Annotated in this window: 19 protein-coding genes; 3 read left to right on the forward strand and 16 right to left on the reverse strand. The window is 45.9% G+C overall.

The annotated features are described in order from the left end of the window. Nucleotides 1-147 precede the first annotated feature (147 nt). The 9 genes from RQP50_RS21860 to RQP50_RS21900 form a co-directional block, all read right to left on the reverse strand. Nucleotides 148-1,605 (reverse strand): pyridoxal phosphate-dependent decarboxylase family protein, encoded by a 1,458-nt coding sequence (locus RQP50_RS21860; protein ID WP_315746739.1) that lies wholly within the window; start codon nucleotides 1,603-1,605, stop codon nucleotides 148-150. A gap of 260 nt (nucleotides 1,606-1,865) precedes the next feature. After that, nucleotides 1,866-2,843 (reverse strand): aldo/keto reductase, encoded by a 978-nt coding sequence (locus tag RQP50_RS21865; protein WP_072731742.1) that lies wholly within the window; start codon nucleotides 2,841-2,843, stop codon nucleotides 1,866-1,868. A gap of 185 nt (nucleotides 2,844-3,028) precedes the next feature. Continuing rightward, nucleotides 3,029-6,463, reverse strand: a complete 3,435-nt coding sequence (locus tag RQP50_RS21870) for a BMQ_0737 family morphogenetic spore coat protein (RefSeq protein ID WP_315746740.1) — start codon at nucleotides 6,461-6,463, stop codon at nucleotides 3,029-3,031. A 144-nt stretch (nucleotides 6,464-6,607) separates the two neighbouring features. Then, nucleotides 6,608-7,462 carry a GNAT family N-acetyltransferase gene (locus RQP50_RS21875; protein WP_315746741.1) on the reverse strand — a complete coding sequence of 285 codons (855 nt, stop codon included), beginning with the start codon at nucleotides 7,460-7,462 and terminating at the stop codon, nucleotides 6,608-6,610. A gap of 113 nt (nucleotides 7,463-7,575) precedes the next feature. Beyond that, on the reverse strand, nucleotides 7,576-8,073 hold the full coding sequence (locus RQP50_RS21880) for a DinB family protein (protein ID WP_315746742.1): 498 nt from the start codon (nucleotides 8,071-8,073) through the stop codon (nucleotides 7,576-7,578). Between the two features lie 15 nt (nucleotides 8,074-8,088). After that, entirely contained in the window at nucleotides 8,089-8,583 is a 495-nt protein-coding gene (locus RQP50_RS21885; RefSeq protein ID WP_315746743.1) for a HugZ family pyridoxamine 5'-phosphate oxidase, read from the reverse strand. Between the two features lie 7 nt (nucleotides 8,584-8,590). After that, complete coding sequence (locus RQP50_RS21890; RefSeq protein WP_315746744.1) at nucleotides 8,591-9,403, reverse strand: ABC transporter ATP-binding protein; 813 nt, start codon at nucleotides 9,401-9,403, stop codon at nucleotides 8,591-8,593. A 3-nt stretch (nucleotides 9,404-9,406) separates the two neighbouring features. Beyond that, nucleotides 9,407-10,402, reverse strand: coding sequence for a FecCD family ABC transporter permease (locus RQP50_RS21895; protein WP_315746745.1), 996 nt, complete (start codon nucleotides 10,400-10,402; stop codon nucleotides 9,407-9,409). Nucleotides 10,403-10,416: 14 nt separating this feature from the next. Next, the gene (locus RQP50_RS21900) at nucleotides 10,417-11,409 is read right to left on the reverse strand and encodes a helical backbone metal receptor (protein ID WP_315746746.1); all 993 of its coding nucleotides are present in this window, start codon (nucleotides 11,407-11,409) and stop codon (nucleotides 10,417-10,419) included. A gap of 265 nt (nucleotides 11,410-11,674) precedes the next feature. On the opposite strand from RQP50_RS21900, the gene RQP50_RS21905 reads away from it, so the two are divergent. Then, nucleotides 11,675-12,184, forward strand: coding sequence for a C40 family peptidase (locus RQP50_RS21905; RefSeq protein ID WP_315746747.1), 510 nt, complete (start codon nucleotides 11,675-11,677; stop codon nucleotides 12,182-12,184). A 446-nt stretch (nucleotides 12,185-12,630) separates the two neighbouring features. Continuing rightward, nucleotides 12,631-13,518, forward strand: coding sequence for a fructose bisphosphate aldolase (locus tag RQP50_RS21910; RefSeq protein WP_315746748.1), 888 nt, complete (start codon nucleotides 12,631-12,633; stop codon nucleotides 13,516-13,518). 203 nt (nucleotides 13,519-13,721) lie between these two features. Here the strand turns inward: RQP50_RS21910 and RQP50_RS21915 are convergent, their stop codons facing one another. After that, nucleotides 13,722-14,579 carry a LysR family transcriptional regulator gene (locus RQP50_RS21915; RefSeq protein WP_072731755.1) on the reverse strand — a complete coding sequence of 286 codons (858 nt, stop codon included), beginning with the start codon at nucleotides 14,577-14,579 and terminating at the stop codon, nucleotides 13,722-13,724. A gap of 138 nt (nucleotides 14,580-14,717) precedes the next feature. On the opposite strand from RQP50_RS21915, the gene RQP50_RS21920 reads away from it, so the two are divergent. Next, a complete protein-coding gene (locus RQP50_RS21920; protein ID WP_315746749.1) occupies nucleotides 14,718-15,872 on the forward strand; it encodes an MFS transporter in 1,155 nt (384 codons plus the stop codon). Nucleotides 15,873-15,926: 54 nt separating this feature from the next. Here the strand turns inward: RQP50_RS21920 and RQP50_RS21925 are convergent, their stop codons facing one another. The 6 genes from RQP50_RS21925 to RQP50_RS21950 form a co-directional block, all read right to left on the reverse strand. Beyond that, nucleotides 15,927-17,105 carry an acyltransferase gene (locus RQP50_RS21925; RefSeq protein WP_072731758.1) on the reverse strand — a complete coding sequence of 393 codons (1,179 nt, stop codon included), beginning with the start codon at nucleotides 17,103-17,105 and terminating at the stop codon, nucleotides 15,927-15,929. A 180-nt stretch (nucleotides 17,106-17,285) separates the two neighbouring features. Continuing rightward, the gene (locus tag RQP50_RS21930; protein ID WP_315746880.1) at nucleotides 17,286-18,359 is read right to left on the reverse strand and encodes an extracellular solute-binding protein; all 1,074 of its coding nucleotides are present in this window, start codon (nucleotides 18,357-18,359) and stop codon (nucleotides 17,286-17,288) included. 9 nt (nucleotides 18,360-18,368) lie between these two features. After that, nucleotides 18,369-18,707 (reverse strand): hypothetical protein, encoded by a 339-nt coding sequence (locus RQP50_RS21935; protein WP_315746750.1) that lies wholly within the window; start codon nucleotides 18,705-18,707, stop codon nucleotides 18,369-18,371. A 16-nt stretch (nucleotides 18,708-18,723) separates the two neighbouring features. Next, nucleotides 18,724-20,061, reverse strand: coding sequence for an ABC transporter substrate-binding protein (locus tag RQP50_RS21940; protein ID WP_315746751.1), 1,338 nt, complete (start codon nucleotides 20,059-20,061; stop codon nucleotides 18,724-18,726). Between the two features lie 96 nt (nucleotides 20,062-20,157). Further along, complete coding sequence (locus RQP50_RS21945; RefSeq protein ID WP_315746752.1) at nucleotides 20,158-21,507, reverse strand: ABC transporter substrate-binding protein; 1,350 nt, start codon at nucleotides 21,505-21,507, stop codon at nucleotides 20,158-20,160. A gap of 20 nt (nucleotides 21,508-21,527) precedes the next feature. Continuing rightward, on the reverse strand, nucleotides 21,528-22,946 hold the full coding sequence (locus RQP50_RS21950; protein WP_315746753.1) for an ABC transporter substrate-binding protein: 1,419 nt from the start codon (nucleotides 22,944-22,946) through the stop codon (nucleotides 21,528-21,530). Nucleotides 22,947-23,021: the final 75 nt, after the last annotated feature.

Consider the following 23,021-nt stretch of genomic DNA (forward strand, 5'->3'; position numbering starts at 1 on the left):
AGGCGCCTGAGAGCTTACCCCTTCGGCTAGACGATTCGTCTATCTCCCGCAAACTTCATCCAGTTATAAAGTTGTAGGTAACATTATAGTAGACACACTATCATTGTGCAATGATCCACTGCATTGTAATTTATCCCATACCATTTATCACACATGTGCTCGTTGACTGTAATATAGGGATCTGGCCTCATTTAATAAATGAATGAGTTCTTTCATATTCTGTTCGCTCGTATCGTAATTGGTAAAGCATGCACGCAGCGTTGGTACACCATGAATGGTAAATACGGATAGCCACACTTTCCCTGTGCTCAATACGTGTTGATTCACAATTAGAGCGAAATGCTGATCGTTTCGTTCCCATGCTTCTTGATCAAGAAAGCAGATGACAGGCAGCACGGTATCGTTGGCAACTGTCCAGCCAGATCGCATTAATTCTTCTCTGAATCGCTTGCCCATTTCAATTTGATGTCGCAAGACAGCCCGATATCCTTCCCAACCCGCAGTAGCCAGGGATAGATACAGCTTCAATCCTATAAATCTCCGTGACCATTGAATGGAATGCGTATATGGATCGATCGTATGCAGCTCTCCTCCCTCCTTCGGCATATAATCTGCCGTTATACGGAAGGTTTCATTCAATATACGTGAATGCCGTGTGAAGTACATGCCCGCCCCCATCGGAACGGACAGCCACTTATGAGCATCAAACGCGATTGAATCTGCTTGCTGGATACCATCCACATGGTAGGACATTTCGGAATCCAACACGATTGCACCGCCATAAGCAGCATCTACATGAAGCCACATCTGTTCATGCTCCGCTATTGCTGCGATGTCCATTAACGGATCAATTGCACCGGCTCCCGTCGTTCCCGCTGTAGCAATAATAAGAAATGGGGCAAAACCCTGCGCGCGGTCTATACGTATTTGTTCTAATAACGCGTCTATATCCATTTGCAAGGAATCGTTCGTACGAATGGAGCGAATTGAATTCGTTCCAAGCCCACAGGAACGAGCCGCTTTCACCAATGAATGATGACTCTCTTCAGAAGCATACAGAATGGGTGGCTTCTCCAGAGCTGCTAATCCGTCTGTTGCATACTTTGGAAAATGATAAGATAGAGCCGTTAAGACAGCAGTCATATTAGCTTCCGCTCCCCCAGTCGTGAAAGTTCCATCAGCAACATCACGCGGGTAACCAAATTGAACGGCGAGCTCACGCAGTACGTAATTCTCAATCTCTACCGCGAGCGGCGCATGACTCCATGCAGCAAGCTGGGGGTTAAACGCCGCTGTTATCGTGTCTGCCATAATCCCCATAAAGTTCGGACGGGGATTGTATAAGCCATAATATCCTGGATGTGCTGTGTGCACTTGATATCGACGCAGTCCTTCTATAACATGCTGAACCGCAGTTTGAGGCTTGACAGGAGCAGCAAAGTCAATTTGCTCCGCATACTGCACGATTTCTGACGGGATTAATTCAGGGGCAACTACTACCTCGTCGGTGTATGATAGATACTGACTGATTTTCTCTAACGTATATGAGCCTAGCATATACTGTTCCTCAGTTGATAGATCCAAGATCGGATTCTGTCTAAGCATACAGATTCCAGCAACTCCCTTCCACTGTTCAATTCAAGAAAGATGTTCCAATTGAATAATAGCTTACCGACCAAGACGACAATTGAACAGGTACAGTTTATCAGTTCGCTATGAGGACAGGCCATTTATCCCCCTATTATACATACCGTCCTACCATTTACATCGTATTTTGAATATGAGCGCAAGATTTCGAAATCTCAACTCAAAAAAACCGCCCCTATTATCTAGAGACGGTGTCTATTGCTTCCTTACTTTCTCATTTACTCAGGCAATCGGTATACAGCAAAAGGTTCACCATACCGATATCGACGGCTTATTTCATCCAATCGGTTCAACTGTTCTTCATTAAGTTCGACATTGACACTCGTTATATTGTCCTCTAACTGCTCCACCTTCGTCGCTCCTACAATGACTGTCGATACACAAGGCTGGTGCATAAGCCAAGCTAATGACAACGAGCTTGGGCTGCAGCCGATATCCGCTGCCAATTCGCTCACCTGTTCACTTAACGCAAACCGTTCTTCATTGAAGAATTTGTAGAAATTCGGATCCGTATCTGCTCGTGAGCCAGCTGGCTTCTGATCTTCTACTCGATATTTTCCTGTCAGAATTCCTCCTGCAAGCGGATAATATGGAATGATTCCCACCCCTTGATCCTGACATAGCGGAACCAGTTCCAGTTCTGGCGTTCGATCAGCTAGTGAATAGCTGGTTTGCATGGACACATAACGATTCAGACCAAGCCGTTCACTGATGCCAATCGCCTTCATCAGCTCCCAAGCAGCGTAGTTAGACGCTCCGATATACCGCACCTTGCCTGAACGTATCATATCATCAAGCGTCCGCAGCGTCTCCTCAAGTGGAGTATGCGGATCAAATGAATGTATTTGATACAGGTCAATATAATCGGTATTTAGCCGCTTCAAGCTATTGTCTAATTCCTGCTGCAAATGAAAGCGAGATGACCCGCGCTCGTTCGGCCCCTGTCCTCGAATTAATCCTGCCTTCGTTGTCAGCACGACATTGTGTCGATTGCCTGTCAGCGCCTCACCGATGATGCGTTCTGATTCTGAACCAGCATAAATATTAGCCGTATCAATAAAGTTAATGCCATAGTCCAGCGCTTGATGAATAATCCGAGTCGAAGCCTGCTTGTCGGCCCGCTTGCCGAACGCATTTGTTCCTAATCCAAGCACAGACACCTTCAATCCACTATTGCCAAGACGACGATATTGCATGACGATCAACTCCTTGCTTTCCTTATTTAGCAGTAATTATATCACAAGCTATCCCCTTGATCTGAATCCGATCAAATATGTGTCTGCCTTATGATTCCACTTCCGCGCACAAAAAGAAAAACTCATGCAAGCATGAGTTCTCAACAACAATAAAGAATCCAGAATCTCTATGGATTACATGACATTTATACGAATGGAAAAATCGTCGGACATTGCAATGGAAGGCTGATGCTGCATGACTCCGGTATCGGGATTAATGCCCTAGGTTGACAGAATGTCGCTTCAACCATCAGCGGTATTGTAAATTTCACAATAAGCTCCAAACACCAATCCAATTGCAACTCAATCGTTAAGCTCTCAGTAATTCGTGCAGCACAATGGATATCGAATATTTGAGAAGTAATGTTGGATTCATCTAATGGGAGCGGTAAGCAGAGTGATACTTTCTCGTTATTCTTGACTAGTAGTGTAAACGTGCATGTTTCTCCTGTTCCACTATCTGTTAACGTAATCGTTACCTCTGCAGAGCACGTGGTCAGTACAATAGCTGCTTGCGATCCGATAATGGGCAGCGGCAGCCGCTTTACAACCGTGATGCTGCATTCTCCCGTAGCTGGCACTGCATTGCAGCTTACAAGCACTTGCCGACCGCCAGCAATTGCTTGTTCTACAAAAGCCCTGCAGGTTTCGGGAATAGTCTCTTCCACGATGAAATCACTCCGAGTAACAACCCAATCGAACAGTTTGCTGACAGAAATGCACTCTAAAGGACGAACAACTAGCGTCGTAATCGTAGCTGTAACAGGAGGCGTATTATCCGCCTGAGCGGTAGCCGTGTTGGTAACCACCCCTTCTAACAAAGGAATGACTGTGATGATAATCGTCTGTTCTTGTTGACCCTCCAATGTGCCCAAGAGACAAGTAACGGTCTGCCCGGATACAGAGCAAGTGCCTCCTTCAGATTGAACACTGACAAATTCAACCGTTGGAGGAATGACATCACGCACGATTACATTCGTTAGAGGAAGTTCTCCGAGATTTGCAACACTAATCGTATATTGCAACAGGCTGCCGACAAGCACAGGGTTGCTTGAAGCTTGCTTCGAAATGGCGAGCGGCTGTAATACCGTAATGCTTGCGGTTGCTGTTTCAGGGTCTTCAACATTATCAGCGGTCACCACTGCTGTGTTCGTTAATATTCCTGTTACAGTCGTAATTGCTTCGATCGTAATCGTAGCGCACGTTCCAGGGGCAATGACACCGAAAGATGCTGTGATCGTGTGCCCAACCTGCGTGAATGTGCCTTCAGAAACTTGGATACCAGTGACTTCAACGCCTGCAGGTAATGTGTCCACCGCAACCACATTTGTGGCCGCCGTTTCTCCCATGTTGCACACCGTCACTTGAAAGATGACTTCATTCCCAAGGGTTACAAGATCCGGCTCGGCAAGCTTCTCAATGGTTAAAAAAGCAGGAGGAAGCGCATTGACGGTTGTATCAATCGTGGATGATACAGGTTCTGTTTGATTAGATGTCGCTGTAGCTGTGTTCGTTACGATGCCTGGAGCTGTAGGAATAACGGTAATCGTGATAATTTCAGACTGACCAGGATCAAGATCGCCAATCAATGCTGTCACGGTGCCAGCCGCTTCGGTTACGGTTCCTTGCGTAGTTTCGGCAGATACGAAGACGAGACCAGGTGGCAGCACATCCACCACTTCCACGCCGGTTAATAATTCCGTCGTCTCGTTGGAGACAACGATCGTATAGATGAGTTCTTCTCCAACAGTTGCAGGATCCGGCCCTGCAAACTTCGATATCATTAACTCAAGTATCGGCTCTTCGATAACTAGAGTTTCGGTAGTAGAGGATTGTGGCGCAGTCTCATCTGAAAAAGTCGTTGCCGTGTTCAAGACTGTACCTGTGACCGTTGGGATGACGACGATAAAAATGACCACAGTCTCTCCCGGAGCAAGTGAACCAATGTCATTCGTAATTGTCGTGCCATCGAACGAAATCGTCCCTTGATCCGATTCAGCGGATACAAAGGTGGTTCCTGCCGGCAGCGGATCATTCATAACAACATTGGTCGCTGTGCTCCCTCCAATATTGGAGACAAAGATAATATAAACGAGTTCTGAATTTACGGCGACGATTGGGGGAAAGTCCAGCTTCTCAATTTCTAGAATTGGAGGCGGCAGAGGATTTACGGTATTGACTGCGGTTGAGGAGATGATGCCGGTCTGATTGGCTTGGGCTGAAGCAGTATTGGATATGAGACCAGCCGCTGTTGCCAGCACGGTAATATTGACGGTAACACTTTGACCAACCGGGATCGTCCCGATATCTACGGTAACCGTTCCAGCAGCAAACGATGCCGAACCTTGCGTAGTTTGAACCGATTGAAACGTAACACCAGCTGGTAGCGGGTCAGTAAGTACAGTGTTCACAAGCGGGGAGTCTCCATCGTTGCTGACGACAATGGTGTATACGATCTCTTCTCCAACGGTGACTGTATCAGGAAAAGAGGTCTTCTCCAGCAGCAGCGTCGGTGGAATATTGTCAATTTGAATCGCCAGCAGATTGACAGTATATCCGTCGCCATTCGTTCCAAATTGAATCGCTGCTGAAGTTTGCCCGTTCACGAGACTGTTGGAGATGCTTACGTTGGAAATATCCCATCCTTGGCGATTCCCCTCAATGATGTTGGATCCCGGCTGCCCAGGTATCGGATTGCGATCCCCAAACGTAGCAGTCGGGTTGATATTCCCGTTATCATCGTAAATTAGTGATTGGAAAAAGTTATTCGTAAATCCTGCGGGCTGCGGAAGTGTTGTAAGATTAGCCAGATTGGGTCCAAATCGTACGAAGTCACCCGTAATCCCAGCATCTCCTTCTTGTGCGCTAACAAGCAGTCGCCCGTTAATAGGCCCGAACGAAGGGGTTTGGAAGTTCCCAATCATTTCATTGACTGGCGGAGATGCGGCTTTGATCGGGACGTTCCCGACATATAAATTCATGCTGCGGAAAGGTAATGCAGGATTCACGTATACAACCCCGAGTGACCACCCGGCAAAGCTAGTCGTATTCGGATCCGGAACTAGTGTTCCAACGATTTTGCCAGCCCCATAAGTGCCCGCACCGCCTCCGGCAACAAGGGCTGTTACGTTCGCAGAGCGCACATAACCTAAATCGCCTTGAATATTAACGGCATAATTGAAGAACGTCTCTGGCTGAATATTGAACATCCCTGCTGGGGTACTGAATCTGACCGGGTCATTCAAACGGGCCGATAAATCCTCGCCGCCCGGTGTATTGATCAAATAAGTCCCGCCCCATACTAATTCAGCATACACAACTTTACTTCCAGGAGTGAGGACGAGCGAATTTGTTGAAAAATTTATCATATACATATTCGTCGTTCCGCCGCCAGTCGCAGGACTGGACGGAACCGTTCCGCACACCGAGTTCGGATCATTGATAATAAAGGAACCGATCGCATCAGCCGTACCCGGTGTACAAGCAGGAGAAAATCTAGAGGCGCGGCTAATACCGAGAGAATTCCCAGTGAACGTAATCGCACCTCTTGTTATCGTACTGAAGCGCAATATAAATGGCATTGTCTACACATCCTTACAGCATACATGATAGTGTGATCATTATATTCTGTACGTATGCTGATAGTTCATTGACCATATGTAGGCTTATCCACCCATCCAAGTCCTTAAATGAGAGGCAATCATTGATTGCAACGGCAAAATTGTTTACAAATGCAAATACATTTCATATTGCTCAAGCTCATTTCGATTGAAACCATGTTTAGCTACAAAACCTTCCAGATGATGATTATTCGCAAAAGAAACCGAAATCCGCTCAGGCTGCTTCTCCCTTATCATTGTCATCAGCATATCGGTTGCAATCCCCTTGTTCCGATATTCAACATCTACATAGAGAAAACTAACCTTCCCACCATCATTCATACATAAACTTCCAACGACCTTGTCGTCTTTATAAGCAGCAACATAGGTATTATTGTCAGACAGCCTCATGTAGTCCAAATCATTCTGCCAATTGATATGCGAAATGCGCCAATTGTGCACATGCCGCTCAAAACTTTCGAACGGAACTGGCTTTATGTCATACCCCTCAACATTTCTGCCCAACATATTTGCTGGATGATGCAATGTAAAATAGCTAAGATCGTATACTTTGGAGTAGCCTTTCTTTTTATAAAATTGGATCGCTCTATCATTCCCAACAATGACTTCAAGGAACAGCTGCCCACAACCGCACTCCACTGCTCTAGCCTTGTGCAGCTCGAACAATTTAGCGCTCACTCCGATTCCACGATAATCAGGATGGATTGCAAGAGCTCCACAGCGCATTGTTAGTATGCCTTCATATCTCTTCAATCCGCCTAGCATCAGCCCGACTGGTCGTTCCCCATCCATCGCAATATAGGAATTCTCTAACTGGTTGCCTTCAACGCCAAAGAAACGAGTCTTGAACATCTCTTCGGAGATGTCCATCTTCATGATATAATCAGAAAAGCCAACTGCAAACGCTTCATAAATGTTTGAAATATCGTCGACTTCTGAACATGCCAGATACTTTACCATTTGCCATCATCCTCCAGTTCATTCCTCTCGGGACATATCTTACTCCACTCTAAGAAAAGAAATCAACCAAAAGGTTGATTTGCAAGGTAGGTCAATCTAACTTACATGTAGGTTCAATGTAAAGTTGCCGGGGCAGACCTCTGCTGCTTCGCAGAGATGGAGGCAGGATTGGTATGCTTAAGTATGAAGGCAATTTGTCCGGCATGCAGACTGGTATGATACAACAGACGTCCCACCGCTTGCAGAGGTGTGATCGTTCCCATTGGCGACTTCACCGGAACATGCCATTCTTGTTCGGCCAACGCGCACATCGCTTGACGAATATGATGTTGCGAATGTTGAATCAACTCCAGCATGTCAAGTATGCTTGTATATCGATTCGGGTCGCCTGACGGCCCTCGACTCGTTCGAATTTCCACATCCGCAGGCAACTCTTGGCCAAAGTACCATTCTGCGAATAAATATTCCACCTCTGCATTGTGTCTGATCATGTAGCCAATTGTGGCACTGCCCACTCCATAACTCAATTCATCATCAGTCAGTTCCTGAATCATATTATAGAACCGTTCCTGGATGGTATCCCATATGACCGATACCGTATCGTATGTCATTTCTTCATCCCCCTCCTACGTTGTGCGAAATCGTTCAGACGGTTGATGTCCATCTCTGGCAACATGATCGAAGCGCAATGCTTCCAAATCAATATCGTAGGCTTGGCCAAACCCAGCAACATATCGTCCTTCTGTAGGTGTCAGTTCAAACAATGAGAAATCAAGTCCTCTTAGCATCTGAATTAGACTTGATCCAAACGACACTTCAAACTGAGCAAATATGTCCTCATTCGCCTCATTGTCCAGCTTCGCCGCTTGACATGCGAAGCGAGCACGTTGTCTAGCGAACATGTTTCCGGTCTTGGACTCATCTTCAATCATGAGAACATCTACACACGGATTATGCTCAAGATACCGATAATGCTGGGCAATTTTACTCAAATAAATATACAGCTTGCCATCCATCCGCACATAGGGAGCGTATGAGCCAAACGGAGAGCCATCTTCGGCAATTGTGCTGAGCACTACAGATTGAACACTATCAATAAAATTCATATATTTTTGTTTCATTTTGTCATTATCCTGTTGCTTCATTCCTATTCCTCGCTTCCTTATTCCATTTATTCAACACATGTATTCGTGGATGTTCTCGATCCGGTAAATACTGAATATCTGTATCTACTCCATATACACTGCGAATCAGCTCTGATGTAAATACCGTACCCGGGGTCCCACATATGCGGATTCCCCCGCTCTGGATGACACATACTCGGTCACTGTAGGCACTGGCATGGTTCAAGTCATGCAGCACCATAATAACGGTTAGATTCAGATCACGATTTAGTTTGCGAACCAATTCCAAAACCTCAAGCTGATGCGCGATATCGAGAAAAGTCGTTGGTTCATCCAACAACAGCACTTTTGGCCGCTGGGCCAGCGCCATTGCAATCCATGCGCGCTGAGCCTCTCCACCTGACAAGGATACAACCGTTCTCTCCTTATAGGAGGTCATCCCCGTTAGCTCCATTGCCCAGCAGATAATCTCCTTGTCCTCATCATTCATCCGTTCATACCATTTCTTATGGGGCATTCGCCCATATCCAACCAGTTCTTCTACGGTCATATCGGAAGGGCTTGAATTGGATTGGCGCAACATGCACATGATCTGCGACAACTGTTTCGAACTGAACTGCTGCAACTCCTCATTCGCAATACAAATTCGCCCACTATCACATGGAATTAATCGAGTGATTGCCTTCAGAACAGTAGATTTGCCCGATCCGTTAGGGCCGATGATCGTAAGCACCTCGCCTTCATTCACATGAAGCGAGAAGTCGTGCACAATCTGTTTGTTCCCATAACGAATGTTCAGTGATGACAGATGCAGCATCGATCAGGCATCCCCTTTCCGCATCAAATATAAGAAGTATGGCCCTCCTACCATGGCCATGACAATTCCTGCGGGAATCTCTACAGGACTAAAGATTGTCCGACCAATGGTATCAGCGATGAGGAGCACCATTGAACCAAGAACAAGACTAAGAGGAAGACGATAACGATAGTCAGAGCCGATTAGTATTCTCGCAATGTGCGGCACAAGCAGGCCTACAAACCCAACAAGTCCGACCGTGGACACGGATATCGCTGCTAGATAGACCGCAATAAAAGAAAGCAGGATTCGAATATGTGTCAGATTAAGGCCTAAATTGTGTGCCACCTGCTCGCCCAATCGCAAAATATTCGCATGTCGTATACATAGCAGTGCTGCTGTCCATCCTATCAACGAATACGGAAGGATGACAAGTACATCCGCCATGCTGGTACTGGATAAACTCCCGTTCAACCATTGCAGAGCAGCAGGAAGCCTGTCGCTATACAAGATGGAGAGCAGTCCAATCATTCCTCCAAATACTGCATTAACAGCTACCCCAGACAAAATGATGCGCACAGGTGTTAAACCGAAGTGCTTTTTCCATGCGAGTCCATAAACCATAAGCGCTGCAATACTGCCCCCCACAATTGCCGCGAGCGGAACCATCGAATAATACCCAGGAATAACAAGCATAATGAACAGTACCGTTACTGCCGCACCGCTCGATACTCCAGTGAGTCCTGGATCTGCAAGCGGATTGAGCACCACTGCCTGCATGAGTGCGCCTGAAGCGGCCAGATTAGCACCAATAAATAAGGCCATCAGCACCCTCGGAATGCGAATATCCCACAATATCGTATTGGAGACATCATTCCCGTATCCGAGTACAGCATCTAGCGTTTCCTTCATACTGAACTGCACGCTCCCAATCCCGATGGAGAGCAGCGTCAGAATGGCAAGCAGAGCAACAGCTAGAAGGAGTAGGATATATTTATGTCGTGACGTACTCTTCTTCACTCCGCAAGAACCCCTTATTCACCAAATAGAATGTATGCCATATCTTTATAGGCTGCAGGCGCCTTGACTATAGACGCAATACCGTACAATTTGGAATCAAGAGCCTTCAATTTTCCATTTTTAAAGGCATTCATTTTCTCCCAAGCGCCATTCTTCTTCACGTCATCCTCAAATTTCTTGGCAACCGCATTCGGATCGCCGTGCGCGACCAGCAAGATGGCATCAGGATTTGCAGCTATCACACTCTCCATATTGAGCGGTACATAGTCCTCTGACTTCTTCATGACGTCAGACAATACATTTGTAGCCCCCAAATTGCGAGCAATACTTCCGGCGAATGTATTGTCATTCATTAGCATCAAGGCTTCAGCTGAACCAAACAGAATCATTACCTTTGGTGCAGGCTTGCCCTTTACGGAATCAAGTACCGTCTGCTCCTCATGCTGAATCTTCTCCAGATAAGCATTTGCCCTGTCTTCTCGGCCGAACACACGTCCTAGTACAGTCATTGATAATTTCAACTGTTCTAACGAATCTGCCGGCAAATAAGCCGTAGGCAATGACGCTGGCTTCAACTTCTTCTCAATGCTGTCTTTAATAGACATTGGGCTTACGATTACATCTGGCTGCAGTTTAGTGATTTGCTCGAGATCAGGCTGGTGTGAAGAACCGACGCGGGGGACGTTATCAAATGCTTCTGGCAGTTTATTGCTTGACTTAGGAACACCGGCTGGCGTTACCCCGATTTCGTTCAAAATCTCCGTAATGGAGACTGATAATGTCACAATCTTCTCTGGCTGCTTCTTACTGAATTGCTTCAAGAGCTTCTCCACTTCAGGGTCTGCTCCCGCCTTCTTGTCAACCTGGCTTGACGGGTCTTGACCCGAAATTGTTGTCGACGTAGCCGCAGGTACCGAACCTGCCTCCTTCGACTCCCCCTTCGCATTCCCGCAAGCTGCAAGCACGACGATCATGAGTGCGATGACCCCATATTTGATAAATTTCATTGATTATGTATGCCTCCTTAATACTTATATATGAGAATAATTATCACTCATATGATAACGATTCTCATTATATAGATATTGATTCTCATTATCAACAATATTTTTAATCTGATTCTCATTTGATTATCATAAAGCTCGATATTTGCTGTAGTGGTGCGGGATATACGGATCGATGGGAGATTATGGAGGCAAAAAGATATGCTATGCTGATTGCGAGTCAACTAGTCGGCTATCACATTTGTTTATCCATAAGGAGGATTACAACATGAACAACATCATGGCAACACGAATTGGTAAAACTCTACTCAGTATCGGAATATGCGCAACGCTCGCCTTGTCGGGTAGCATTGTTAGTGACGCTGCAGTCATGAAGGTGGAAGCAGCCTCCTCTACTTCCGTAGCAAATAAAGTGATCCAAACAGGCAAGAAATTTATGGGGACGCCATATGTATTCGGTGCATCAACAGGAAGAACGAGTGCATTTGATTGCTCTTCCTTTACACAATATATTTTCAAAAAGAATGGCATTAACCTCCCTCGCTCTTCCAGAGAGCAATCGCGAGTGGGTACGAAAGTCTCTAAGAGCCAATTGAAGGCGGGAGACCTTATCTTCTCTGACACGAATCGTGATGGCATCATCAATCACGTATCGGTATACATGGGCAATAACAAAGTCATCCACACGTATAAGAAAGGTGTAGGAGTGACGATTTCCAACTTTAAAGGCAGCGCGTGGGACAAGACCTTTAAAACAGCACGTCGTGTGATTAAATAAGCGTGAAATTAATAGAGGAGCCCATATCATTCGGATATGAGCTCCTCTTCTTTTTATCCTTCCGAGGAATGAAGATGGATAACGAAGAATATATTGTCCCCTCCAACTTCTCCTCATAACCTACTTACGGCAGTTCCCATTCCTCATTATCGGTTCGATATATGTTCATATCCAACCGGCTCACACTGCAGCAGCAGCGCTTATGAACTAGTGGTGATATGTCGGTGCATAGAACGATTATTTATTGTACAATATAAGAAACTCTACCTGACGTATGGGCAAGAATAACGATGAACGAATGCTTCTGGATTTGTTCAATGCGGTTCGAACTCCTAGGCTCATGTGAACGCGTCAAGTTCTGTTTCTATTGTGACCTCATTCTTAGATACGTTGCGTATACAAAGTGTCGAGGTCATCCATCCCACACATAGGAAGGAGAAACATCAATGAACAAGGAACAAGTGGAACGAATTCATACGGGAGCGGGTTTTATTGCAGCATTGGATCAGAGCGGCGGAAGCACACCGAAGGCTCTGCTGCAATATGGGGTTACAGAAGATCGTTACTCCAATGACGAGGAGATGTTCGAGCAAGTTCACGAGATGCGCACACGCATAATTACGAGCTCAGCATTTGATTCGAAGTATATTTTGGGGGCCATCTTATTTGAGAATACGATGGATCGGACGATCGATGGACAATTTACCGCAGATTATTTGTGGGAAAAGAAAGGCATCGTCCCTTTTTTGAAGGTGGACAAAGGATTGGCTGATCTTGAACAGGGTGTTCAACTGATGAAGCCTATGCCTGACCTGAACGACCTACTGAAGCGTGCAGTCGAGAAACATATTTTCGGGACAAAGATGCGCTCAGTCATTAAGGAAGCGAACGCAGAAGGAATACGTAAAGTAGTCGAACAGCAATTCGAAGTCGGCAAGCAGATTTGGTCTATGGGTCTTGTCCCAATTATTGAACCTGAAGTCGACATCTATAGCAAGGACAAGCAGCAATCGGAACAAATATTGAAGGATGAGCTTCTGAAGCAATTGAATGCGCTTGGCGAAGACGTAAGAGTCATGCTGAAGCTGTCCATCCCTACTGTCGATGATTTCTATCGTGAATTGATTGAAGATCCGCATGTGCTCCGCGTTGTCGCCTTGTCAGGCGGATACGATCAAGATGAGGCGAATGAAAGACTGGCTCGCAATCATGGACTCATTGCCAGCTTCTCACGCGCCTTGTCGGTAGGATTAACAGCGCAGCAGACAGCTGAGGAATTCGATGAGACTCTGTCCCGCTCTATTCATTCCATCTACGAAGCTTCCATTAGCTAACATGAATGCTTGCATGACGGACATCTCAATTAGCAGTGGACAGTCATGTGTAAATAGGATAGCAACTCCCGCGAATGCAGCCATTCACGGGAGTTTTTTTGTTTACTGACACTTTAGCATCCGACCGAATTCAGATGTAGATCCGATATTAAGACCACGGATTATTCATATTCCGTTCACCCGCTTGGCTGATTAGAACACTCTCAGGAACGCAGCTGATTACTTGTCAGAAAGGCTTCAATCGTAGGACTCACCGTTCGATAGACCAGACTGATGGGACGACTTGTCGCCTGCTTCAATGGTCTGATCGCGATCTGCTCATTGGATTGAAACAACAGCTTTGGCCCAATGGTAACACCGATCTCTTGGGATACCATGTTCATAATCGTGTTACAATGCAGGACTTCCATCAGCACATTTGGCGTTACCCCATGATCAGACAGACACTCCATCACCTGTGAATGATAGGACGCCATAGGCATGATGAAATCGACACCCTCAAGCTGCGAGATATCGATTGTGTCCAGCTGTGCAAGTGGGTGCTTCGGCGACATACCGATGACAAGCTCATCTTCATGAATGAATACTTGATGCAGATCTTGGTTCTGTCCCGCATTCATCATAAATCCAATATCCACAGTTCCCTTTCGAATCCATTCTTGAACTTCTTCATACGTTCCCTCAAATAAAATCACTTTCACACGCGGATGATGTTTTTTGATTTGTGCAATCATCGGTGGCAGCAATTGTGACGCTGCACTTGTAAAAGCACCGATTCTAAGCAAACCTTCAAGCTGGTTGTTCTCTAGCGATACTTCCTCGCGAATAATTGCTTCGCTGCGCAGAATTTGCATCATATGCGGAATAAGACGATCTGCTAACACTGTCGTACTAATCTTAGCTTGCTTGCCTCGATTCAGCAGCGCATGACCAAGCTCCTTCTCCAAACTCGCAATCGCATGGCTAACCGCAGACTGAGTCATATTCAACTGCTCAGCAGCCTTCGTGAAATTCCCCTGCTCCACTACCTTCATGAACACTTCATAGCGCGCCAATGTCATGAGTTATCCTCATACCTTTCATGCCAAACATTAATTTCACTAATATAAGTATACTCGATACAATACATTCAGAACAGATGCTTGCTCTTACAGCGATCCATGTGTTTCATGCATATTATCATAAGGTTGGTGATCATCTTGAGAAACATTACTCTTCTACTATTCGGCATGTTCGCCCTAGGTGCTGATGCCTATGTGATGGCCGGAATACTCCCCCTTATCGCAGGAGACTTCAACATTTCTATTGGTGCGGCAGGACAATCGGTCAGTACGTTCACCCTCTGCTATGCCATCGCAGCTCCTTTCTTTGCAGCTGTCTTAAGTAGAGCGAATACGAAGCATATTTTACTTGCTGCATTATCGCTCTTTACTTTGGCCAATATCCTGACTGCGATTGCGCATCATTTTGCCGTATTGCTAATATCTAGGGGAATAGCAGGAATCGGAGCGGGATTATATTCGCCATTGGCATCCTCTGCGGCCGTTCATCTTGCTCCTGAAGGGCAGCGAGGTCGAGCCTTAAGTTTAATCTTGTTTGGCATGAGTGCTGGAACGGTAATCGGGGTGCCGTTAGGGATTTATATCTCTTCCTTGCAGAATTGGCGATTGACGATGTGGTTTATTGTATTGGTCAGTCTTCTGGGTATCATCACAATGGCAAGCCGGTTTCCTACAATTCACAGCAATAGCTTGCCTACGTTAAGCGATAGATTGTCGCTGTTTAAAAATAAGCAGATCACGCTCGTTATGCTTGTGACGGCGATTTTAAGCTTTTGCAGCCTAGGACTATATACGTATTTGGATCGAATCATCGCCGCATTCGAATATGAGCAATCAATTTGGTTCATTTGGATGTGGGGGCTAGGAGGAATCGCTGGCAGCTTCTTGATCGGCTCAATTATGGATCGATTTAAGCGCCCGCGTACGATTATGCTTATTCTGATCATCCTGCTAATGATGTCCATGATGCTCATGGGTAGTGTTCATCAAAACGCAGCAAGTCTCGCTTTCTTGCTCATGCTGTGGGGTTCGGCGGGTTGGGCGTCCATAGCTGCCCAGCAGAAAACACTTGTTGAAATCAGTCCAAGCCATGCAACAATCTCTATCGCACTGCTTAGCTCGATGAACTATTTGGCGGGATCTGTCGGTACAATGACCTTCGGTGCCTTGCTTGAGCGGAATGCGGATCCTGCCAATCTCCCCTATCTCGCAGGAATGGTTCTCGTCGCTGGATTCTTGCTTCAATGCTTATTCATGCACAAGGCCCGAACCAGAAGTCGCACATCGGCATAACGTGCCCACTACAAAGAAGGATGGACTTCATAATGAAGCCCATCCTTCTTTCTATCATTCCGATAAATTGCGTACATTCGCTTCGTGATGCGGTTTGTCCACAATACGGCTTTTGCTGTCCTTGTCCTGAACCGGAACAATGCCGAATGCAATCCATGACCATGAAGTAAGACGCGAAATCATATATACGATGAACCAAGAACCAATGAAGGCAAATATCCAGCCGCCTGCAATATACAGTGCATACTCGAGCATATTTCCCTTAATCCCTATTTTCCGATAGATAAAGAGCAGGAACGGATGCAGCAAATATATGCCGAATGAGCATGCTCCGATGGAAGTAACCCAGGAAGATATACGTCTGCCACAGCGGTAAAATAGAACAAATGCAATCTGGATCAAAATAATGCACGACAATAAGGAATGAATATACCAGACAAGCTCATACCACAAGGTGTTGACGAATATCTTGCCAACATTCGCACGATAAAACATGTATGCATGATAGATTCCAAGCCCAATCCACACACTCCATAAGACGACCCAGCCTACAATTTGCTTATATCCCTTCGACAAGTGAACAAGCCAATTCCGGATCGATTCATAATGCATAGCGATCCATGCCCCGAATATGAAGTATGACAGATAGGAGATTGCCAGATTCCCTCTTGGGATTTGCCAACCATACTTATTGACAATGATAAATCCCCATTGCAGCAGTGCAGCTGCCAGGAACATGAGCGGCACAGTCCGACGCATCTTTTGGAATACAGCCAGCAATAACGGAAACAATATATAAAACTGAACCATAATAATTATGTAATAGAGGTGCGTATACGCCCTGCCGCCGAACAGAGCTTTTATAAAGTCATATGCCACCGCCCACGATAGATCGAATAACATGTCGCTGCGATAGAGCTTCAATAAATAATAGAAGGCGGAAAAAACAAGGTATGGTACTAATATGTACAGTAATCGTTTCCGGTAAAACTGTCGTATCGTTCCTCCGCTTAACGGCTTGTCCGCATAATTATAAAACAATACGAACCCACTTAAAAAAATAAAAACGGGTACGGCAAATTTACTAAAGGTATTTATCAATAAGTAAAGCGGGTATGCCCGACTGCCGATTGTCGCTGCCAGCGCTTCCGATGTCGCATGGATCGCCAGCACCGCCATGATAGCAAGTGCCCGATAAGCATCGAGCTCTTGTATTCGTTCTCTCTTTGTCACGTATTTACAACTCCTCATTTGAGTTTTCTTATCATACGAAAAGTGCTCTTCACCATATCTAACAATCGAAAAGCCAAAAATGTGACATTGACAAAAAATTTTTTTATATAAAAATTGTAGCACAAAAAAAGACCGAGTGCGGGAACATTTCGTCCCTGCTCTCGATCTTCTTCTGAACATTTACTTTTGCTGCTTGGTTTCCCGCGACCTATCCAATATCTCTTGCCCCTTGATTTGAAGTTCAGCAACCGCCTCATCCAGTGTTTTCTCTTTTTCAATCACAGAATTCAATGCATCCGACAGTAAAGCATCAAATTCGGAATGGAATCCTGCCGGAATACTCTTTTTATCAGACACTCCACTGACTTGCATTGGCTTTAACAGATAGAACGCATCCGTTTCCCGCCCTCTAAAATCCTTGAAATAGTCTGACCGCGTGGGGAGTGTATCGTTCATTGCCTTGCCAGCAACCTGTGCCATTTCCGACCCGTTCACGAACTTGACGAATTCCCAAGCTGCCCGCTTGTTTGGAGAATCCGCAGATATGGCATAGATTTCCGACAATTTCACGTAAGCCGATTCATCGGGCATAGCAGGATTAACGGGCGCGGCCGCGATGCCCCAGTCGATCTCCGGTGTCTTCGAGTAGTATGGAATATCCCGCAAGAAGGAAGCAAACCACGGCGCTTGAATCGTCATTGCGGCATGACCCATGTAGAACATCTCGTTAGATCGGCTGTACTGCTTCAAGTAGTCTCTATGTTTCTCATAGTCGGCGTCATCGTATCCATCAAGCTGTTCGCCTTCCTTCATTGGAGGAGGAGCATAAGCCGCATGATTGCGGACGGCATCTGCCGTCATCTTCATCGCTTCTTTCCAGCCATCCGAATCGATCAACAGCTTGCCTGATTTCGCGTCAACTAGCTTAAGTGCCGATGCAGCAGCGATATCATACATCAAACTTGCTGGCCCTTTCGTTTGATACAAACCAAACACTTGCTTCTTTCCTGATTCAACGCTCGCAAATCTCTCTGCCAGATCAAGAAGCTCCTTCCACGTCATTTTCCCGTTTGGCAGCTCAATTTGATACTTCTTGAACAAATTGCGATTATAATAGATGACGTTTGTCTCAAAGGATGGAGTAAGCCCGTATAGCTTTCCGTTCCCTTTTGCCCGCAGCCTATCAATAAGTCCAGGCATGAATCCGTCCAGCTTGTATTGATCCTGGCTAATAGCCGGCTCAATGTCATACAGCTTTCCTTCTTAAGCGAAGGCCTCAAACATGCTTTCATTCAAAAACAGCACGTCCGGCTTGTATTTATCGAGCAGCTTTTTCTTTTCTTCTGTCAAATTGAATGCCTCGTTTTTTTCGGCTTCGTCAAATAGTTCTGCTTCACTGATAACCTCAATGTCGATATCAGGGTTCATCATTTTGAAGAAGTTCCCATAATCACTATAAAATCGATCTTCATCTTGATAGACGACCCTGATCTTCCCCTTGCCGTCCTTTAATGGCGCAAGCTCTGATCGTTCTCCGAAGCAGCCGCTTAAGAGTGATATCATTGTCAGCAGTACTATACAAATCTTCCACTTTTTTAGCACGTATTTCACACTCTCCCTATTTTGCTTTGTCCTTGTTTGCAGCTTCTCGTACTTTCATTAGCAATTCCTGTGCCTTCTCCTCAAGAGCAGCTGCTGCCTCATCAACTGTTTTCTCGTTCGCGACGACGGCATCCAGCTCCACACGCAGCGGCTTATCGAATAATACGAAGAACTTGAACGGGATACGCGCATCTCTCTGAATGTTGTTCTCCGTCCTGATCTTCGGCACATAGAACGGATCCGTACTTCTGCCCTTTATGTCCTTCAAATAACCGTTGCGTGAAGGAAGCCCGTCCCACAGTGCACGAGAACGGGCCTGCGCCATTTCCGGGCCGTTCACGAACTTGACGAATTCCCAGGCTGCACGCTTGTTGGCGGAGTCGGCTGCAACTGCATAGATGTATCCAAATTCGATACTTGAAGAATCCATTGCAGGATCGATTGGCGCTGTAACTACACCCCAATCTTTCTTACTATTTCTAAGCTCCTGAGCTGTGTTAGCATTGCTTATCATCATCGCAGCTTGATCATTACGAAAATAACTTTTTTGCGTATGAATTTGGCCTTCCGGATGGAAGAACACCGTTTTGCTGCGCATCGCATCTGTTGTCTGCTTGATCGCTCTTTTCCAGCCCTCTGTGTTCAGAAGCACCTTCTCTCCCTTCGGATCGAACAGTCTCAATCCAGAGGTATCGGCGATTTCGAACAAGAAGTAGCGTAAACTTCCTACCCATTCGTAGTATCCGTGCACCTTATTCTCGCCGCTTCCGATATTGGCAAATCTCGCAGACAAATCCAACACTTCCTGCCAGGTCATATTGTTCTTCGGCGGTTCGATTTGATGCTCCTTGAACAACGCTGCGTTATAGTATAAAACCTGTCTGTCGACAAAAGGAGCAAGCCCGTATAGCTTGCCGTTGCCTAAGCTTTTGATTCTGTCGATCAACCCCGGTAAAAAGCCCTTCATATCATAGTCATCCTGCCGGATTACTTCCTCTAACTCGTACAGCTTGCCATCTTTCGCAAATGATTGAAACGTTTCTCCATACATCCTTAATACGTCAGCACCGGAGTTCTCCAGCAGTTTCTTCTTTTCCGCATCCCAATCTTCCGCGCTAATCGTCTTCCCAAGATTTTTGAGCACCTGAATCTCCGAGATGACTTCGACTTCAATCTGCGGATATTTCATATGAAAATACTTCCCGTAATCGCGGTAGAATGCCTCCTCATCCTGATAGAGCACCTTGATTTTACTTGGCTGCAATGGCTCCAGCGCTTCCTTCTTGCCGAAGCAGCCGCCCATTAGGGAAATGATCGTCAACAGCAGAATTGCAACTTTCCATCTATGATGCATATTTTTCTAGCTCCTTCTTGATTAAACCTGTACGTAGTAGCGAACCCTTTGCTTCTTCTATTGTGGAATGTAATCATAGGCAGCTTGTGAAGCCTTTCAATGCTTCTTCTCCGGTGCTTCACGCACTTTTAGGAGTACCTCTCGCCCCTTGATCTCCAGCTCCGCTAACGCTTCGTCCACTGATTTCTTATTATCAATAACAGCTTGCATCTCTTCCTGCAACGGCTTATCGAACAGTTGGATGAAGCCAGCTGGAACATGTTCATTCATCCATACTGCATCCCTCTGCCTGACCTTCAGCAAATAAAATACTTCCATGCTCTTGCCGTCGATTTCCTTTGCATAGCCGGTACGTGTAGGGAGTGAACCGTTCATTGTTCTTGAACGAGATTGGGCCATTCCCTCTCCATTCGCGAACTTGACAAATTCCCAGGCAGCACGCTTATTCGGCGAATCGGCTGCAATTGCAACGATTTGGTTGAGAGAAATCGACTGTGACGGTTCCGCAGGATCGATTGGCACCGTGACGGCGCCCCAATCTATCGGCTTCCCTCCAAAACTAGTCCGATGCTTCAATTCCAACATCACGAAAGCATTTGCACGCATCATCGCAGCTTTTCCTTCGAAAAAGTAGCTTTTTTGTGTATACATTTGACCCTCTGGATGGAAAAACAACGATTTATTGCGTATCGCATCCCCTGTAAGCTTCATTGCTTGTTTCCATCCATCCGAATTCAGAAGCACCTTCTCTCCCTTTGGATCGAACAGCCTAAAACCGTACGTATCAGCGATTCGATACATCAGCCTGCCTGGATCTCCGAAGTATTCATACAAGCCGTACACCTTACTGTCGCCAGCACCGACATTAGAAAATCTCGCGGCCAAATGAAATAGTTCCTGCCAGGTCATGTTGTTCCTCGGCGGTTCGATTTGATGCTCCTTAAATAAGGCCTTGTTATAATAAAGAACCTCCCTGTCGAAGGATGGCGCCAGTCCGTACAGCTTGCCGTTGCCCATATTTTTGATATTGTCCAGCAATCCCGGCATAAAGCCATCGACATCATATTCATCCTGGCGGATCGCGCCCTCCAAATCATACAGCTTGCCATCTTGAGCAAATAGCTTGAATATATAATCATCCAGTAAAAATACATCCGCCCCCGAGTTCTCCAGCAGCTTCTTTTTTTCTACAAAATAGTCATCCGCATTAATGATTTTCCCAAGCTTTTTCAGCACCTGCGTCTCCGGAATGACCTCGACCTCAATTTGCGGATATTTCATATGAAAATATTTCCCGTAATCGTGGTAGAAGGCTTCCTCATCCTGATAGACCACCTTGATTTTGCTTGGCTGCAGCGGTTCCAGCACTTCCTTCTTGCCGAAGCAGCCGCTTATCAAAGAGAGGATCGTTAGCAGCGGGATTGCTATTTTCCATTTGTTATGCACGTTGTTTCCTCACCGTTCCTTTACTTATGAGCTTCCTTTGAGCTTCCTATTGCCTTCTTTTTCGACTCTTCTTGCAATTTAGACAATATCTCCTGCCCCTTTATCTCCAACGCGGCAGCCGCTTCATCTACTGACTTCTTGTTATCGATAACGGCCTGAAGCTCTCCCTCCAGCGTCTTATTGAAGAGCCTGTAAAATTCGGATTCGGATACATTCCCCCCTATACTGTCTCTGTTCTTGACATTCAACATATAGAATGCTTCCATGCTCTTTCCTTTAAATTCCTTCAAATAGCCCGTACGCGAAGGCATAGCGCCGCTCATCGTCCTTGAACGGGCATGAGCCATCTCCGGACCGCTTGTGAACTTAACGAATTCCCAGGCAGCTCGTTTATTTGGCGAGTTGGCTGAGACTGCAAAGAGCGAATAGAGAGAAACACCTATCGATTCGTACCCGGGTTCAATTGGAAAAGTAACAACTTCCCAATCCACCGGCACGTCGTTATTTCTGACGAATCCCGTTATTGGAGTGGTACCTATCGTCATAGCGGCCTGACCGTTATAGAAGTCGTTTTCTGATGGATAGATCTGCTCTTCTGGAGCGAAATATACCGCTTCGCTGCGCACGGCATCCGTCGCCAGTTTTATTGCTTTTTTCCAACTATCTGAATTGATTAGCACCTTCTCCCCTTTCGGATCGAATAGCTTCAATCCAGAACTATCGGCGATATCGAACATCACCGTGCCCGCATCGCCATAGGAATAGTACATGCCATGTACGGGATCGTTACCTTGTTTGACATTAGTGAATCTCGAAGCTAAATGAAGTACCTCCTGCCAAGTCATCTTGTTCGTAGGCGGGTCGATCTGATTTTCCTTGAACAATTTTGTATTGTAGTACAGCGCACGAACGCTTACTTGGGGAGTCAACCCATACAACTTGCCGTTGCCCAGGTTTTTGATCGAATCGATAAGCCCCGGCATAAACTCCTCGACATTATAGCCGTCCTGCCCGATGACTTCTCCAATATCATAAAGCTTCCCGTCGGCGGCGAATTGCTCGAACATTCCGCTGTCCAGCATATATACATCTACATCCGCCTTCTCGAGCAGCTTCTTTACTTCCGCCTCATATTCATCCGCACGAATCATCTTCCCGAGATTTTTGAGCACTTGAACCTCCGGAATGACTTCAACCTCAATCTGTGGATATTTCATACTGAAGTACTTTCCGTAATCATGGTAGAAGGCCTCCTCATCTTGATAGACCAGCTTGATCTTGCTTGGCTGCAGCGGTTCCAGCACTTCCTTCTTGCCCAAGCAGCCGCCTATGAATGACAAAATCAATACGAGTATCACTGCAAATCTTAATCTTTGTACATATTTCTTCTTCTCCATCTCCATTCTTTTCTCCGGGGAAGGAACCCGTTTTAGATTCACCCTCCCAAGAAGCTTTCCTAATATATAACAATCCGGATTATGTGAAATGTGACGCATTCCGAAATTTACTGAGTC

The sequence above is a fragment of the Paenibacillus suaedae genome, from assembly GCF_032337355.1.
Lineage (GTDB): Bacteria > Bacillota > Bacilli > Paenibacillales > Paenibacillaceae > Paenibacillus_B > Paenibacillus_B suaedae.

What these genes read in the sequence shown, in the direction of transcription:
- RQP50_RS21860 (WP_315746739.1), bottom strand. Translation starts at nt 1,605, where the DNA reads ATGCTTAGACAGAATCCGATCTTGGATCTATCAACTGAGGAACAGTAT.
- RQP50_RS21865 (WP_072731742.1), bottom strand. Translation starts at nt 2,843, where the DNA reads ATGCAATATCGTCGTCTTGGCAATAGTGGATTGAAGGTGTCTGTGCTT.
- RQP50_RS21870 (WP_315746740.1), bottom strand. Translation starts at nt 6,463, where the DNA reads ATGCCATTTATATTGCGCTTCAGTACGATAACAAGAGGTGCGATTACG.
- RQP50_RS21875 (WP_315746741.1), bottom strand. Translation starts at nt 7,462, where the DNA reads ATGGTAAAGTATCTGGCATGTTCAGAAGTCGACGATATTTCAAACATT.
- RQP50_RS21880 (WP_315746742.1), bottom strand. Translation starts at nt 8,073, where the DNA reads ATGACATACGATACGGTATCGGTCATATGGGATACCATCCAGGAACGG.
- RQP50_RS21885 (WP_315746743.1), bottom strand. Translation starts at nt 8,583, where the DNA reads ATGAAACAAAAATATATGAATTTTATTGATAGTGTTCAATCTGTAGTG.
- RQP50_RS21890 (WP_315746744.1), bottom strand. Translation starts at nt 9,403, where the DNA reads ATGCTGCATCTGTCATCACTGAACATTCGTTATGGGAACAAACAGATT.
- RQP50_RS21900 (WP_315746746.1), bottom strand. Translation starts at nt 11,409, where the DNA reads ATGAAATTTATCAAATATGGGGTCATCGCACTCATGATCGTCGTGCTT.
- RQP50_RS21905 (WP_315746747.1), top strand. Translation starts at nt 11,675, where the DNA reads ATGAACAACATCATGGCAACACGAATTGGTAAAACTCTACTCAGTATC.
- RQP50_RS21910 (WP_315746748.1), top strand. Translation starts at nt 12,631, where the DNA reads ATGAACAAGGAACAAGTGGAACGAATTCATACGGGAGCGGGTTTTATT.
- RQP50_RS21915 (WP_072731755.1), bottom strand. Translation starts at nt 14,579, where the DNA reads ATGACATTGGCGCGCTATGAAGTGTTCATGAAGGTAGTGGAGCAGGGG.
- RQP50_RS21940 (WP_315746751.1), bottom strand. Translation starts at nt 20,061, where the DNA reads ATGCATCATAGATGGAAAGTTGCAATTCTGCTGTTGACGATCATTTCC.